The sequence below is a fragment of the Streptococcus mitis genome (genome assembly GCF_047464965.1).
GTDB classification, from domain to species: Bacteria; Bacillota; Bacilli; order Lactobacillales; family Streptococcaceae; genus Streptococcus; species Streptococcus mitis_DU.
Window position 1 is genome coordinate 82,479 of the sequence record NZ_JASHAT010000009.1, and the last position, 15,819, is coordinate 98,297.

General features: G+C 40.0%; 14 protein-coding genes and 2 tRNA genes. 15 read left to right on the top strand and 1 reads right to left on the bottom strand.

Annotation, left to right across the window (positions count from 1 at the left end; genetic code table 11):
* The first annotated feature begins 10 nt into the window (after positions 1 to 10).
* The 13 genes from QM408_RS07290 (at position 11) to sufB (ending at position 11,685) form a co-directional block, all read left to right on the top strand.
* Positions 11 to 1,978 (top strand): peptide ABC transporter substrate-binding protein, encoded by a 1,968-nt coding sequence (locus QM408_RS07290; RefSeq protein ID WP_265486957.1) that lies wholly within the window; start codon positions 11 to 13, stop codon positions 1,976 to 1,978.
* Positions 1,979 to 2,075: 97 nt separating this feature from the next.
* Positions 2,076 to 2,306 carry a DUF2969 domain-containing protein gene (locus QM408_RS07295; RefSeq protein WP_000037113.1) on the top strand — a complete coding sequence of 77 codons (231 nt, stop codon included), beginning with the start codon at positions 2,076 to 2,078 and terminating at the stop codon, positions 2,304 to 2,306.
* Positions 2,307 to 2,355: 49 nt separating this feature from the next.
* Positions 2,356 to 2,436: transfer RNA gene (locus QM408_RS07300), tRNA-Tyr, on the top strand.
* Between the two features lie 9 nt (positions 2,437 to 2,445).
* Positions 2,446 to 2,517, top strand: a tRNA-Gln gene (locus QM408_RS07305).
* Positions 2,518 to 2,678: 161 nt separating this feature from the next.
* Positions 2,679 to 3,881 carry a 30S ribosomal protein S1 gene (gene rpsA, locus QM408_RS07310; protein WP_001001630.1) on the top strand — a complete coding sequence of 401 codons (1,203 nt, stop codon included), beginning with the start codon at positions 2,679 to 2,681 and terminating at the stop codon, positions 3,879 to 3,881.
* A gap of 85 nt (positions 3,882 to 3,966) precedes the next feature.
* Positions 3,967 to 4,464, top strand: coding sequence for a GAF domain-containing protein (locus QM408_RS07315; RefSeq protein WP_261020103.1), 498 nt, complete (start codon positions 3,967 to 3,969; stop codon positions 4,462 to 4,464).
* Complete coding sequence (dnaX, locus tag QM408_RS07320; RefSeq protein ID WP_265486953.1) at positions 4,464 to 6,119, top strand: DNA polymerase III subunit gamma/tau; 1,656 nt, start codon at positions 4,464 to 4,466, stop codon at positions 6,117 to 6,119. The genes QM408_RS07315 and dnaX overlap by 1 nt, the downstream gene beginning before the upstream one ends.
* Before the next feature lie 27 nt (positions 6,120 to 6,146).
* Positions 6,147 to 6,341 (top strand): DUF3272 domain-containing protein, encoded by a 195-nt coding sequence (locus QM408_RS07325; protein ID WP_001081602.1) that lies wholly within the window; start codon positions 6,147 to 6,149, stop codon positions 6,339 to 6,341.
* Between the two features lie 149 nt (positions 6,342 to 6,490).
* Positions 6,491 to 7,261 (top strand): Fe-S cluster assembly ATPase SufC, encoded by a 771-nt coding sequence (gene sufC / locus QM408_RS07330; protein WP_000114489.1) that lies wholly within the window; start codon positions 6,491 to 6,493, stop codon positions 7,259 to 7,261.
* A 27-nt stretch (positions 7,262 to 7,288) separates the two neighbouring features.
* Positions 7,289 to 8,551 carry a Fe-S cluster assembly protein SufD gene (sufD, locus tag QM408_RS07335; RefSeq protein WP_314498624.1) on the top strand — a complete coding sequence of 421 codons (1,263 nt, stop codon included), beginning with the start codon at positions 7,289 to 7,291 and terminating at the stop codon, positions 8,549 to 8,551.
* Between the two features lie 10 nt (positions 8,552 to 8,561).
* On the top strand, positions 8,562 to 9,788 hold the full coding sequence (locus QM408_RS07340) for a cysteine desulfurase (RefSeq protein WP_410011492.1): 1,227 nt from the start codon (positions 8,562 to 8,564) through the stop codon (positions 9,786 to 9,788).
* Entirely contained in the window at positions 9,775 to 10,215 is a 441-nt protein-coding gene (sufU, locus tag QM408_RS07345; RefSeq protein ID WP_173876035.1) for a Fe-S cluster assembly sulfur transfer protein SufU, read from the top strand. Before QM408_RS07340 ends, sufU begins: the two co-directional genes overlap by 14 nt.
* Positions 10,216 to 10,272: 57 nt before the next feature.
* On the top strand, positions 10,273 to 11,685 hold the full coding sequence (gene sufB / locus QM408_RS07350) for a Fe-S cluster assembly protein SufB (protein WP_173876036.1): 1,413 nt from the start codon (positions 10,273 to 10,275) through the stop codon (positions 11,683 to 11,685).
* Between the two features lie 82 nt (positions 11,686 to 11,767).
* Here the strand turns inward: sufB and pbp3 are convergent, their stop codons facing one another.
* Positions 11,768 to 13,009 (bottom strand): D-alanyl-D-alanine carboxypeptidase PBP3, encoded by a 1,242-nt coding sequence (pbp3, locus tag QM408_RS07355; protein WP_023947791.1) that lies wholly within the window; start codon positions 13,007 to 13,009, stop codon positions 11,768 to 11,770.
* A 102-nt stretch (positions 13,010 to 13,111) separates the two neighbouring features.
* On the opposite strand from pbp3, the gene QM408_RS07360 reads away from it, so the two are divergent.
* Both QM408_RS07360 and tuf read left to right on the top strand, forming a co-directional pair.
* The gene (locus tag QM408_RS07360; RefSeq protein ID WP_150922641.1) at positions 13,112 to 14,212 is read left to right on the top strand and encodes an AI-2E family transporter; all 1,101 of its coding nucleotides are present in this window, start codon (positions 13,112 to 13,114) and stop codon (positions 14,210 to 14,212) included.
* 206 nt (positions 14,213 to 14,418) lie between these two features.
* On the top strand, positions 14,419 to 15,615 hold the full coding sequence (gene tuf, locus QM408_RS07365; protein WP_001040726.1) for an elongation factor Tu: 1,197 nt from the start codon (positions 14,419 to 14,421) through the stop codon (positions 15,613 to 15,615).
* The last annotated feature ends 204 nt before the right edge of the window (positions 15,616 to 15,819 follow it).

Below are 15,819 nucleotides of genomic sequence, written 5' to 3' on the forward strand. Positions count from 1 at the left end.
GAGATTTTTTATGAAATCGAAAAAGTGGCTCTTAACAGCAGGAGTGGTCCTGAGCACAACAGCTCTATTAGCGGCTTGTGGAAAAGCTGATAAAGAAGCAGATGCACCGACAACATTTTCATATGTCTATGCAGTAGATCCTGCGTCTTTGGACTATAGTGTAGCGACTCGTACATCTACAACAGATGTTATCGGGAACGTGGTTGATGGATTGATGGAAAACGACCAATACGGAAATGTTATTCCTTCCTTAGCTGAAGATTGGTCTGTCTCAAAAGATGGTTTGACTTATACCTATAAACTTCGAAAAGGAGTTAAATGGTACACTTCAGAAGGTGAAGAATACGCAGAAGTAACAGCCCATGACTTTGTGACAGGACTAAAACACGTAGCTGACGGTAAGTCAGACGGTGTCTCTCTCATCCAAAATTCAATCAAGGGCTTGGATGCCTACATGACTGGTGAGACCAATGATTTCTCTACAGTTGGTGTCAAGGCCTTGGACGATTACACAGTTGAATATACCCTAAACAAACCAGAAAGCTTCTGGAACTCTAAAGTCACAACAGCAACGATGTTGCCTGTAAATGAAGAGTTTTTGAAGGCATCAGGTAAAGATTATGGAGCAGTTACTCCAGCAGGGATTCTTTACAATGGTCCTTATATCTTGAAGACCTTGACGTCTAAATCGTTAATTGAATACGAGAAAAACCCAAATTACTGGGATAAAGAAAAGGTAAAGATTGAAAAGATTAAATTGACCTACTACGATGGTTCTGATCAGGAATCGTTGATTCGTAGTTTCTCTTCTGGTGCTTATACGACAGCCCGTCTCTTCCCAAGTAGCTCAAACTTCGCTTCAACTTTGGAACAATACGGAGATAAAATCACTTATAGCCCACAGGACTCAAGTAGTTATTACTTCACCTTTAACGTAAATCGTCAGTCATATAATAAAACTGCGAAAACAAGTGAAGAACAAAAGACTTCTACTAAAGAAGCTATGCTTAATAAGGACTTCCGTCAGGCTATCAACTTTGCCTTCAACCGCCATTCTTATGCTGCTCAGCTAAATGGTGAAGACGGTGCGGACAAGATTATTCGTAACAGCCTTGTTCCTGACAACTTTGTGCAAGCAGGTGGTAAAAACTTTGGTCAAATCGCTCAAGCAGAGTTGGTGAACTATGGTGAACAGTGGAAAGGTGTTGAGCTAGTTGACGGTAAGGATTCTATCTACAACCCTGACAAGGCTAAAGCAGCATTTGAAAAAGCTAAGAAAGACTTGGAATCTAAAGGGGTAACATTCCCAATTCACTTGGATGTCCCAGTTGAACAAACAGATACCATCGCCGTTCAACAAAGTAACTCTTTCAAACAGTCAATCGAATCAACTCTTGGTGCTGAAAATGTTGTCATCGACGTTCTTCAAATGACAGATAATGAAAAGGAAACAATCACTTCACAAGCGCGTGTTCCTTCTCAAAAAGACTATGATTTGAACAGTACAGGATGGGCTCCAAGTTATCAAGACCCAGCATCTTACTTGAATATCATGGATCCTAAATCAGGTTCTGCTATGAAACACCTTGGTATTACTAAGGGGAAAGATAAAGATGTTGTAGCGAAACTTGGTTTGGACCAGTATAAGAAATTATTGGATGATGCAGATTCAGAAACGACAAATCTTGAAGAACGCTATGAAAAATATGCCAAGGCTCAAGCTTGGTTGACAGATAGTTCATTATTGATGCCAACAGCCTCATCTGGTGGTTCTCCAGTTGTAAGTAATGTCGTGCCATTCTCAAAACCATACTCACAAGTTGGTATTAAGGGTGACCCATATATCTTTAAAGGAATGAAATTGCAAAAAGATATTGTTACAACAAAAGAATATGAAGAAGCACTGAAAAAATGGCAAAAAGAAAAATTGGAATCAAATGGTAAGTACCAAAAAGAACTAGAAAAACACATTAAATAATGCGGAAAACTCTATATCGGACAAGCCTGATGTAGAGTTTTTTCTTGCTAGTTTTAGGATTTTCTTGTAAAATAGAAAAAGTGAAGAGAGGTATGAAATGAGTAAGAAAGATAAAAAAATCGAAATTCAAGTAGCGGATGCCAAGGTTAATGTAGGAAAAGACAGTTTTGAAGGTTATACCTTGACCATTGGTAAAAAAGTTATCGGAGAAATTGCCGAATTAGATGGACAATTTGCCATCATAAAGAATGGGAATGTCGATAGTTTTTATAAAAAATTGGAAAAAGCTGTGGAAATTTTGATTGAAAATTATAATTTAGCAAAATAAGTCTTGTTTTTTTGAAATTTTCATGATATAATAGTCCATGTTGATTGTAGGAGAGATAGCGAAGAGGCTAAACGCGGCGGACTGTAAATCCGCTCCTTCGGGTTCGGGGGTTCGAATCCCTCTCTCTCCATTTCATCAATGGGGTATAGCCAAGCGGTAAGGCAAGGGACTTTGACTCCCTCATGCGTTGGTTCGAATCCAGCTACCCCAGTTCTTAGGTAATGATCAAGATAAAAAGCAAAATATCTTAGGGTATTTTATTTTTATAATTGAAAGACGTGAACGATATGAACATGTCCTTGCGGGTGCTTAGGAAAAAAATTATAAGTATGTCAAGTTTAAGAAAAACTTGATTGTTGGAGGATTTTTTAGATGAACGAATTTGAAGATTTGCTAAATAGCGTTAGCCAAGTTGAGACTGGTGATGTTGTTAGTGCTGAAGTATTGACAGTTGATGCGACTCAAGCTAACGTTGCAATCTCTGGAACTGGTGTTGAAGGTGTCTTGACTCTTCGCGAATTGACAAACGATCGCGATGCAGATATCAATGACTTTGTTAAAGTAGGAGAAGTATTGGATGTTCTTGTACTTCGTCAAGTAGTTGGTAAAGATACTGATACAGTTACATACCTTGTATCTAAAAAACGCCTTGAAGCTCGCAAAGCATGGGACAAACTTGTTGGTCGCGAAGAAGAAGTTGTTACTGTTAAAGGAACTCGTGCCGTTAAAGGTGGACTTTCAGTAGAATTTGAAGGTGTTCGTGGATTTATCCCAGCTTCAATGTTGGATACTCGTTTCGTACGTAACACTGAGCGTTTTGTAGGTCAAGAATTTGATGCTAAAATCAAAGAAGTTGACGCTAAAGAAAACCGCTTCATCCTTTCACGTCGTGAAGTTGTTGAAGCAGCTACAGCAGCAGCTCGCGCTGAAGTATTTGGTAAATTGGCTGTTGGTGATGTAGTAACTGGTAAAGTTGCACGTATCACAAGTTTTGGTGCTTTCATCGACCTTGGTGGTGTTGACGGATTGGTTCACTTGACTGAATTGTCACACGAACGTAACGTATCACCAAAATCAGTTGTAACTGTTGGTGAAGAAATTGAAGTGAAAATCCTTGATCTTAACGAAGAAGAAGGACGTGTCTCACTTTCACTTAAAGCAACAACACCTGGACCATGGGATGGCGTTGAGCAAAAATTGGCTAAAGGTGATGTAGTAGAAGGAACAGTTAAACGTTTGACTGACTTCGGTGCATTTGTTGAAGTATTGCCAGGTATCGATGGACTTGTTCACGTATCACAAATTTCACACAAACGTATTGAAAATCCAAAAGAAGCTCTTAAAGTAGGTCAAGAAGTTAAAGTTAAAGTTCTTGAAGTTAACGCAGATGCAGAGCGCGTATCACTTTCTATCAAAGCTCTTGAAGAGCGTCCAGCTCAAGAAGAAGGACAAAAAGAAGAAAAACGTGCTGCTCGTCCACGTCGTCCAAAGCGTCAAGAAAAACGTGATTTCGAACTTCCAGAAACACAAACAGGATTCTCAATGGCTGACTTGTTCGGTGATATCGAACTTTAATCTAATTGAAAATTCACAAAATCCTTTGTTTTCTAAACAAGGGATTTTTCTTTTGTCTGTAAGCCTTTTTTGATATAATAGTTCTATGTTAGAATCAGAAAAACAATCACGTTATCAAATGTTAAATGAAGAACTCTCTTTTTTATTGGAAGGCGAGACCAATGTTTTGGCTAATCTTTCCAACGCCAGTGCTCTTCTAAAATCACGCTTTCCTAATACCGTATTTGCAGGCTTTTATCTGTTCGATGGAAAGGAATTGATTTTAGGTCCTTTCCAAGGCGGTGTTTCCTGCATCCGTATTGCACTTGGAAAAGGTGTTTGTGGTGAGGCAGCCCACTTTCAGGAGACTGTTCTGGTTGGTAATGTAACAACTTATCCCAACTATATTTCTTGTGATAGTCGAGCTAAAAGTGAAATTGTTGTTCCGATGGTTAAGAATGGTCAATTGCTCGGGGTTCTGGATCTGGATTCTTCAGAGATTGATGATTATGATGCTATGGATCGAGATTATTTGGAACAATTTGTCGCTATTTTGCTTGAAAAGACAGAATGGGACTTTACAATGTTTGGGGAGAAAGCCTAATGTATCAAGCACTTTATCGAAAATATAGAAGTCAAAACTTCTCCCAGTTGGTTGGACAGGAAGTTGTGGCTAAGACCCTTAAACAAGCAGTAGAGCAAGAGAAAATAAGTCATGCCTATCTTTTTTCTGGTCCACGTGGAACGGGAAAAACCAGTGTAGCCAAGATTTTTGCCAAAGCTATGAACTGTCCAAATCAAGTGGGTGGTGAACCTTGTAATAACTGCTATATTTGTCAAGCAGTGACAGATGGTAGTTTAGAAGATGTCATTGAAATGGATGCGGCCTCTAATAATGGGGTGGATGAAATTCGCGAAATTCGTGATAAATCTACCTATGCCCCTAGTCTTGCCCGCTATAAGGTTTATATCATAGATGAGGTTCACATGTTGTCTACAGGAGCTTTTAATGCCCTCCTAAAGACGTTAGAAGAGCCAACACAGAATGTGGTCTTTATTTTGGCTACTACTGAATTGCACAAGATTCCTGCTACGATTTTATCCCGTGTGCAACGTTTTGAATTTAAATCGATTAAGACACAGGATATTAAGGAACATATCCGCTATATCTTAGAAAAAGAAAATATCAGTTCTGAACCAGAGGCTGTGGAAATCATTGCCAGACGGGCTGAAGGTGGGATGCGAGATGCCTTGTCTATTTTGGATCAAGCCCTGAGTTTGACACAGGGAAACGAGTTGACGACTGCCATCTCTGAAGAAATTACTGGCACAATTAGTCTATCAGCCTTGGATGATTATGTGGCTGCCTTGTCTCAACAGGATGTTCCAAAGGCCCTAGCATGCTTGAATCTTCTCTTTGACAATGGTAAGAGCATGACTCGTTTTGTGACCGATCTTTTGCACTATTTAAGAGACTTGTTAATTGTTCAAACAGGTGGAGAAAACACTCATCATAGTCCAGTCTTTGTAGAAAATTTGACACTTCCTCAAGAAAATCTGTTTGAAATGATTCGCTTGGCGACAGTCAGTTTAGCAGATATTAAGTCTAGTTTGCAGCCTAAGATTTATGCTGAGATGATGACCATTCGTTTGGCAGAGATTAAGCCTGAACCAGCTCTTTCTGGGGAAGTTGAACATGAAATTTCTGCATTGAGACAGGAAGTTGCGCGTCTCAAAGAAGAACTCGCAAATGTGGGAACTGTAGCAAAACCAACTAGTCCAGTACCTACCCGTCCAGCAGCGAGCAAGACCGTCTATCGTGTGGATCGCAATAAAGTGCAATCTATTTTACAAGAGGCTGTCGAAAATCCTGATTTAGCACGTCAAAATCTGATTCGCTTGCAGAATGCCTGGGGAGAGGTGATTGAAAGTCTTGGAGGTCCCGATAAGGCTCTGCTAGTTGGTTCTCAACCAGTTGCGGCCAATGAACACCATGCTATTCTTGCTTTTGAGTCTAACTTCAATGCTGGTCAAACAATGAAACGGGACAATCTCAATACCATGTTTGGCAACATTCTCAGTCAGGCAGCAGGTTTTTCACCCGAGATTTTAGCCATTTCTATGGAAGAATGGAAAGAAGTGCGCGCAGCCTTTTCAGCCAAAGCTAAATCTTCTCAAGTTGAAAAAGAAGCAGAAGAAAACCTGATTCCGGAAGGATTTGAATTTTTGGCTGATAAAGTGAAGGTAGAGGAAGACTAAAGAAAGATTTCATGATACAATAAGTTTATGAATAGACAACAATTTATTATCATAGCGCTGTTTACAGCTGCTGAGACCTATTTTTTCAATGAAGCCTGGATGACTGGTCGCTATATTATGGCAGCCTTTTGGGCCATTTTGCTCTTTAGAAATTTTCGAGTGAGTTACTTGATGGGCAAAATAGTAGATGTCATTGACCAGCATTTAAAAGGGAAAGACTAGTCCTCAGCTTCTAGACAAAATCAAAGCCTTTTAGGCTTTTTTTTGTTATACTATAAAAGTATATTTATTGACCTATTACTGTATTTCTAGGGAAAACGAGTATGTTTCTAGTAAGTACTGTAAAGGCTGTGAAAAAGAAAGGAACTATCATGTCAGTATTAGAGATCAAAGATCTTCACGTTGAGATTGAAGGAAAAGAAATTTTAAAAGGGGTTAACCTGACCCTGAAAACAGGAGAAATTGCCGCTATCATGGGACCAAATGGTACTGGTAAATCAACTCTTTCAGCCGCTATCATGGGAAATCCAAACTATGAAGTTACCAAAGGTGAAGTTTTGTTTGATGGCGTAAACATCCTTGAGTTGGAAGTGGACGAACGTGCGCGTATGGGACTTTTCCTTGCAATGCAATACCCATCTGAAATTCCTGGAATTACCAATGCTGAGTTTCTTCGTGCAGCTATGAATGCTGGTAAAGAAGACGATGAAAAGATTTCAGTTCGTGAGTTCATCACTAAATTAGACGAGAAGATGGAATTGCTCAACATGAAAGAAGAAATGGCTGAGCGTTACCTCAACGAAGGTTTCTCTGGTGGTGAGAAAAAACGTAATGAAATTCTTCAGCTTTTGATGTTGGAACCAACTTTTGCCCTTCTTGATGAGATTGACTCAGGTCTTGATATTGACGCCCTTAAAGTTGTATCTAAAGGTGTGAACGCCATGCGTGGTGAAGGCTTTGGTGCTATGATTATCACTCACTACCAACGTCTTTTGAACTACATCACACCTGATGTGGTACACGTCATGATGGAAGGGCGTGTTGTCCTTTCAGGTGGTCCAGAACTGGCAGCGCGTTTGGAACGCGAAGGATACGCAAAATTAGCTGAAGAACTTGGCTACGACTACAAGGAAGAATTGTAATTCCCTCGTATCTTTTAGGAGAAGTAAATGACTAAAGAAAATATTAAACTTTTTTCAGAAATGCACGCTGAACCAAGCTGGTTGGCTGACCTCCGTCAAAAAGCTTTTGATAAGATTGAGAGTTTAGAATTACCAGTTATTGAGCGTGTCAAATTCCACCGTTGGAATCTGGGGGATGGAACGATTACAGAAAATGAGCCATCAGCAAATGTTCCAGATTTCACTGCACTAGATAACCACTTGAAATTGGTGCAAGTAGGAACTCAAACTGTTTTTGAGCAAACTCCAGTTGAGTTGGCTGAACAGGGTGTCGTCTTTACAGATTTTCACTCAGCTTTAGAAGAAATTCCAGAGCTTATTGAGGAATTCTTCATGTCATCTGTTAAGTATGACGATGATAAGTTGGCAGCCTACCATACAGCTTATTTCAATAGTGGTGCTGTTCTCTACATTCCTGATAATGTTGAGATTAAAGAACCAATCGAAGGTATTTTCTACCAAGATAGTGATAGTGATGTGCCGTTTAACAAGCATATTATGATTATCGCTGGTAAAAACTCTAAGATTAGTTATCTGGAGCGTTTAGAGTCACGCGGTGAAGGAAGTGCCAAAGCAACTGCTAATATAACAGTAGAAGTCATTGCTCGTTCAGGTGCTCAAGTCAAGTTTGCAGCTATTGACCGTCTAGGTGAAAACGTTACTGCCTACATTAGCCGTCGTGGTAAATTAGGTAACGATGCAAATATTGACTGGGCAATCGGTGTCATGAATGAAGGAAACGTCGTTGCTGATTTTGATAGTGATTTGATTGGAAATGGTAGCCATGCTGACCTTAAAGTTGTAGCTCTTTCAAGTGGCCGTCAGGTGCAAGGAATTGATACTCGTGTAACCAACTACGGCTGTAACTCAATCGGAAATATCCTGCAACATGGGGTTATTCTTGAAAAAGCAACCTTGACCTTCAATGGTATTGGCCACATCATCAAGGGTGCAAAGGGAGCAGATGCGCAACAAGAGAGTCGTGTTCTTATGCTTTCAGACCAAGCACGTTCAGATGCCAACCCAATTCTTTTGATTGACGAAAATGACGTTACTGCAGGTCACGCGGCTTCAATCGGTCAAGTAGACCCAGAAGACATGTACTATCTCATGAGCCGTGGCTTGGACAAAGAAACTGCAGAACGCTTGGTTGTTCGTGGTTTCCTTGGTTCTGTTATCGTTGAGATTCCAGTCAAGGAAGTTCGCGATGAAATGATTGCAACAATCGAAGAAAAATTGTCAAAACGCTAAGGGGTAACCTATGTTAGATGTAGAAGTGATTCGCAAGGATTTTCCAATTTTAGACCAGATTGTCAACGATGAACCATTGGTCTATTTGGACAATGCTGCGACGACACAAAAACCACAAGCAGTTCTGGAGACGATTAACCGCTACTATGAACAGGATAATGCCAATGTTCATCGTGGCGTTCATACCTTGGCAGAACGGGCAACAGCTTCCTATGAAGCTGCTCGTGAAACCGTTCGTAAGTTTATCAATGCAGGTTCTACAAAGGAAGTTCTCTTTACCAGAGGAACGACAACCAGTCTTAACTGGGTGGCGCGCTTTGCAGAGAAAGTCTTGACTGAGGGAGACCAGGTCTTGATTTCTGTCATGGAACACCATTCCAATATCATTCCTTGGCAAGAAACTTGTCGCAAGACAGGAGCTGAACTTGTCTATGTCTATCTCAAGGATGGAGCTCTGGATATGGATGATTTGCGAGCTAAATTGACTGATAGAGTCAAGTTTGTCTCCCTTGCTCACGCCTCAAATGTTCTGGGTGTGGTCAATCCAATCAAAGAAATTACTCAATTAGCTCATCAAGTTGGAGCCATTATGGTGGTGGATGGTGCTCAATCTACGCCTCATATGAAGATTGATGTTCAGGACTTGGATGTGGACTTCTTTGCCTTTTCAGGTCACAAGATGGCTGGTCCGACTGGAATCGGTGTTCTTTACGGCAAAGAAAAGTATCTAGAACAAATGTCACCAGTAGAATTTGGTGGTGAGATGATTGATTTCGTCTATGAGCAATCTGCTAGTTGGAAGGAATTGCCTTGGAAATTCGAGGCTGGAACTCCTAACATGGCAGGTGCTATCGGACTAGCTACTGCAATAGATTATCTTGAAAAGATTGGTATGGATGCGATTGAAGCTCATGAACAGGAATTAATCTCATACGTCTTTCCAAAACTGCAGGCGATTGAAGGACTGACCATTTATGGTTCACAGGACTTGGCTCAACGTTCAGGTGTTATTGCCTTTAATCTAGGCGACCTTCATCCTCACGACCTTGCGACTGCTTTGGATTATGAAGGAGTGGCTGTTCGAGCAGGTCACCATTGTGCGCAACCCTTGCTTCAGTATTTGGATGTCCCAGCAACAGCTCGCGCAAGTTTTTATATCTACAATACCAAGGCAGATTGCGACAAGCTAGTCGATGCCTTACAAAAGACAAAGGAGTTTTTCAATGGCACTTTCTAAACTAGATAGCCTTTATATGGCAGTGGTAGCGGACCATTCGAAAAATCCACATCACCAAGGGAAGTTAGAAGACGCTGAACAAATCAGTCTCAACAATCCAACCTGTGGAGATGTTATCAATCTCTCTGTCAAGTTTGATGCAGAGGAGCGTTTGGAGGATATCGCTTTTCTAAACTCAGGCTGTACCATCTCAACTGCTTCTGCTAGTATGATGACGGACGCAGTTTTAGGAAAAACCAAACAAGAAATTTTAGAACTTGCGACTATTTTTTCTGAGATGGTTCAAGGGCAAAAAGATGACAGACAAGATAGTCTTGGAGATGCAGCCTTCTTGTCAGGTGTTGCCAAATTTCCTCAACGAATCAAGTGTGCAACCCTAGCCTGGAATGCCCTTAAGAAAACAATTGAAAATCAAGAAAACAAGTAAGGCAAGTTTCTTTTGTCTTATGAATCAGTAGAAATGAAGAATGAAAGAAAGGATATTATGGCTGAAGAAAGAGTAGAACCAAAACCAATTGATCTTGGTGAATATAAATTTGGTTTCCATGATGATGTAAAGCCTGTCCTATCGACAGGAAAAGGATTGAATGAAGATGTCATTCGTGAATTATCAGCTGCAAAGGGAGAACCTGAGTGGATGTTAGAATTCCGTTTGAAGTCTTATGAAACTTTCAAAAAAATGCCCATGCAAACTTGGGGAGCAGACTTGTCAGAGATTGATTTTGATGACTTGATCTACTACCAAAAACCATCTGATAAACCAGCTCGTTCATGGGATGAAGTTCCTGAAAAAATCAAAGAAACCTTTGAACGTATTGGGATTCCGGAAGCTGAGCGTGCCTATCTAGCAGGGGCCTCTGCCCAGTATGAGTCAGAAGTGGTTTACCACAACATGAAGGAAGAGTTCCAGAAATTGGGCATTATCTTTACAGATACAGATTCTGCCCTCAAGGAATACCCAGACTTGTTTAAACAATACTTTGCTAAGTTGGTACCGCCAACAGATAACAAGTTGGCTGCCCTCAACTCAGCAGTATGGTCAGGTGGAACATTTATCTACGTACCAAAAGGTGTTAAGGTAGATATTCCGCTTCAAACTTACTTCCGTATCAACAACGAAAATACAGGTCAGTTCGAACGTACCTTGATTATCGTTGACGAGGGAGCGAGTGTTCACTACGTAGAAGGATGTACGGCACCAACTTATTCAAGCAACAGCTTGCATGCGGCCATCGTAGAAATCTTCGCCTTGGACGGAGCTTATATGCGTTATACGACTATTCAAAACTGGTCTGATAACGTTTATAACTTGGTAACAAAACGTGCTAAGGCTCAAAAGGATGCCACTGTTGAGTGGATCGATGGAAACTTGGGTGCCAAAACAACCATGAAATATCCATCCGTTTACCTAGATGGAGAAGGGGCGCGTGGTACTATGCTCTCTATCGCCTTTGCTAATGCAGGACAACACCAAGACACTGGTGCTAAGATGATCCACAATGCTCCACATACAAGTTCGTCTATCGTGTCTAAATCCATCGCTAAAGGCGGAGGAAAGGTGGACTACCGTGGACAAGTAACCTTTAACAAAAACTCTAAGAAATCTGTTTCTCACATCGAGTGTGACACCATTATCATGGATGACTTATCAGCATCAGATACTATTCCATTTAATGAAATTCATAACTCGCAAGTTGCTTTGGAACACGAAGCTAAGGTTTCTAAGATTTCAGAAGAACAACTCTATTACCTCATGAGCCGTGGCTTGTCAGAATCTGAGGCAACAGAGATGATTGTTATGGGATTTGTAGAACCCTTCACAAAAGAACTTCCAATGGAATATGCAGTTGAGCTGAACCGCTTGATTAGCTATGAGATGGAAGGATCAGTTGGGTAAAATTTGTTTTTATATTTACCCATAATCAAGGATTTTGAAGATGAACTTGTAACAAAAAATCGCGGTTTAAAATCGCGATTTTTTATAATTTTTCGTTGATGAAGCGGATAAACTGATTCCACCAAACTTTTAAGAAGAAGGCTTTTTCAACTTTCTTTTCTGCTACCATTTCAAAACTAGGACGTTCTGTGGTGATGTAACCTTGACCAATCAAGTCCTTGTCTTCATAAGTCAAATGTCCAACCACAGTTCCGGCTTCAAGTGGTGCTGGTATTGCCTTAGAATCAGGTGTGAATTGAATAGTTTGGGACGATTGTCCCCCAACACGTTCAATAAGAGTGATATCATCTTTGGCAACGGCAGTGACCGCATCTTCTTTTCCATCTTGTACAGGAGCTTTACTATCTTGGTAGGCATCGCCTTTTTGAACGATTTTACGAAGCGTGAATGTAGAAGAGATATAATCCATTAGTGACGATGTAGCTGTGAAGCGAGCGTAAGGATTATTGTCTTGATGGTCTGCGTTCAAAACAACTGTGATAACCCTCATCCCTTTTTCGACTGTAGTACCAACAAAAGACTCTCCAGCCTTATCTGTTGTTCCTGTCTTAAGGCCATCAAAACCACCGCGATAAGCAGGCATACCTTCTAACATGTAGTTGGTAGAAGTGATTGTCATTCCAGCAAAAGTAGAAGAAGGTTTTTTCGTGATTTCCAAGACTTGTGGGTATTTTTTGATGAGATTGCGAGCAACGATAGCGACATCATAAGCACTGAGCTTGTTTTCATCATCTTTTTTAGATCCTGGGTAAATGTTATCCCCTAAAGTCTCATTGTTAAGACCCGTCGTATTGACAACAGTGGCATCCTGAATGCCCCATTCCAAGAGCTTTGCCCTCATCATATCGACGAAATCTTTTTCTGAGCCAGCAATTTTTTCAGCTAACGCAATAGCTGCACTGTTAGCACTGGATACTAGGGTTGCTTCCAGTAGTTGTTCGACGGTATAATTACGAGCCTCCATAGGAACGTTACTCGCTTCAGAATTTGTCGTTAATTTGTATGGATAATCAGAGATATCTACCGGAGTTGATAGTGTAATACTACCGTTTTCCAAGGCTTCATAGACAAGATAAACAGTAATCAATTTTGTGATCGAAGCAATTTCAACTGGCTGGGTTGCATCTTTCTCATAGAGAATTTTACCGGTATTTGCCTCAACAGCAATTGCATGTTTAGCAGCAATATTAAAATCTTGAGCATCAACAGTAGATGCTGCCCCAATAACGGAAAGGCTTAGGAGAGTTAAAATTATTTTTTTCATAGTAAGTTTATTCTATCATAAAGAAAAAAATATTCCCAGTTTCATGATATAAGAAAGAAGCTTTTTTGAAAGTGTGGTAAAATAGATGAATGGAGGTACTTCATGTTTCGTAAGAATAAATTATTTTTTTGGACCAGTGAGATTTTACTATTAACCATTATCTTTTATTTATGGAGAGAGATGGGAGCGATTATTACACCTTTTGTAAGCGTTGCAAACACTATAATGATTCCCTTTCTTTTAGGTGGCTTTTTATATTATTTGACCAATCCTATTGTAAATTTTTTACAAAAGTATTTCAAAATTAACCGTATCATTGGTATTCTACTAACCTTGTGCGCCTTGGTTTGGGGGCTAGTTATTGGGGTAGTCTATCTCTTACCGATTTTGATTAATCAGCTGACAAGTTTGATTGCAACAAGTCATAGTCGTTTGCAAGATTTGATTGTGGATTTATCTACTTATCCAGCCTTTCAAAATTTAGATATTCAAGCGACGATTCAACAGTTAAATCTCTCCTATGTAGATATTCTACAGAATATCCTAAATAGTGTAACGAATAGTGTTGGAAGTGTCCTATCTGCGCTCTTTAGTACTGTTTTGATTATTATCATGACCCCTGTATTTTTAATTTATTTTTTGTTAGATGGTCACAAGTTCTTGCCGATGCTTGAACGTACTGTTTTAAAGCGAGACAAGTTGCATATTACAGGTCTTTTAAAAAATTTGAATACTACAATTGCTCGATATATTAGTGGAGTTGCTATTGATGCGATTATTATTGGTTGTTTGGCCTTTATCGGATATAGCGTAATCGGTTTGAAATACGCTTTGGTCTTCGCTATCTTTTCAGGATTAGCCAATCTCATTCCTTATGTAGGCCCAAGTATTGGTTTGATTCCGATGATTATCGCTAATGTCTTTACTGATCCTCATAGAATGCTGATTGCAGTTGTTTATATGTTGATTATTCAACAAGTAGATGGGAACATCCTTTACCCTCGAATCGTTGGTGGAGTGATGAAGGTTCATCCAATTACGATTTTAGTATTACTTTTGTTATCAAGTAATATCTATGGTGTCATTGGCATGATTGTCGCAGTACCAACCTATTCTATCTTAAAAGAAATTTCTAAGTTTTTATCACGTTTGTATGAAAATCATAAAATAATGAAAGAACGAGAAAGAGAATTAGCTAAGTAAAAATCAGGAAATTCCTGATTTTTCTTTTTCATTAAAGAAGTGATGGGAGTAGAAATACCGTTTAGATTAGTAGATTAAGAATAATTCACAAAAACTTTGTAAAACACTTGCAATTTAGCTGAAATTTGATAAAATAGTAAGGAAAGTTAGACTGTATTGCCTACTGTCTATCTATAAAATATATTTTATTGGAGGCTTTTACTCAAATGGCAAAAGAAAAATACGATCGTAGTAAACCACACGTTAACATTGGTACTATCGGACACGTTGACCACGGTAAAACTACCCTAACTGCAGCTATCACAACTGTTTTGGCACGTCGCTTGCCTTCATCAGTTAACCAACCTAAAGACTATGCGTCTATCGATGCTGCTCCAGAAGAACGCGAACGCGGTATCACAATCAACACTGCGCACGTTGAGTACGAAACTGAAAAACGTCACTACGCTCACATCGACGCTCCAGGACACGCGGACTACGTTAAAAACATGATCACTGGTGCCGCTCAAATGGACGGAGCTATCCTTGTAGTAGCTTCAACTGACGGACCAATGCCACAAACTCGTGAGCACATCCTTCTTTCACGTCAGGTTGGTGTTAAACACCTTATCGTCTTCATGAACAAAGTTGACTTGGTTGACGACGAAGAATTGCTTGAATTGGTTGAAATGGAAATCCGTGACCTATTGTCAGAATACGACTTCCCAGGTGACGATCTTCCAGTTATCCAAGGTTCAGCTCTTAAAGCCCTTGAAGGTGACACTAAATACGAAGACATCGTTATGGAATTGATGAACACAGTTGATGAGTACATCCCAGAACCAGAACGTGACACTGACAAACCATTGCTTCTTCCAGTCGAAGACGTATTCTCAATCACTGGACGTGGTACAGTTGCTTCAGGACGTATCGACCGTGGTATCGTTAAAGTCAACGACGAAATCGAAATCGTTGGTATCAAAGAAGAAACTCAAAAAGCAGTTGTTACTGGTGTTGAAATGTTCCGTAAACAACTTGACGAAGGTCTTGCTGGAGATAACGTAGGTGTCCTTCTTCGTGGTGTTCAACGTGACGAAATCGAACGTGGACAAGTTATCGCTAAACCAGGTTCAATCAACCCACACACTAAATTCAAAGGTGAAGTTTACATCCTTACTAAAGAAGAAGGTGGACGTCACACTCCATTCTTCAACAACTACCGTCCACAATTCTACTTCCGTACTACTGACGTTACAGGTTCAATCGAACTTCCAGCAGGTACTGAAATGGTAATGCCTGGTGATAACGTGACAATCGACGTTGAGTTGATCCACCCAATCGCCGTAGAACAAGGTACTACATTCTCTATCCGTGAGGGTGGACGTACTGTTGGTTCAGGTATGGTTACAGAAATCGAAGCTTAATTCGATTTAGTTCCCAGAAGAACAATTATTTAAGTCAGACACTAAAAGAATCTTGCATTGCAAGGTTCTTTTTTTCGGGCTCTTTGTCAACTGTAGTGGGTTGAATAAAAGCTAAGATCTAGAAAGGACGAAATTTGTCCTTTCTTTTTTGATATTGAGAGCGATAAAAATTCGTTTTTTGAAGTTTTCAAAGTTCCGAAATCC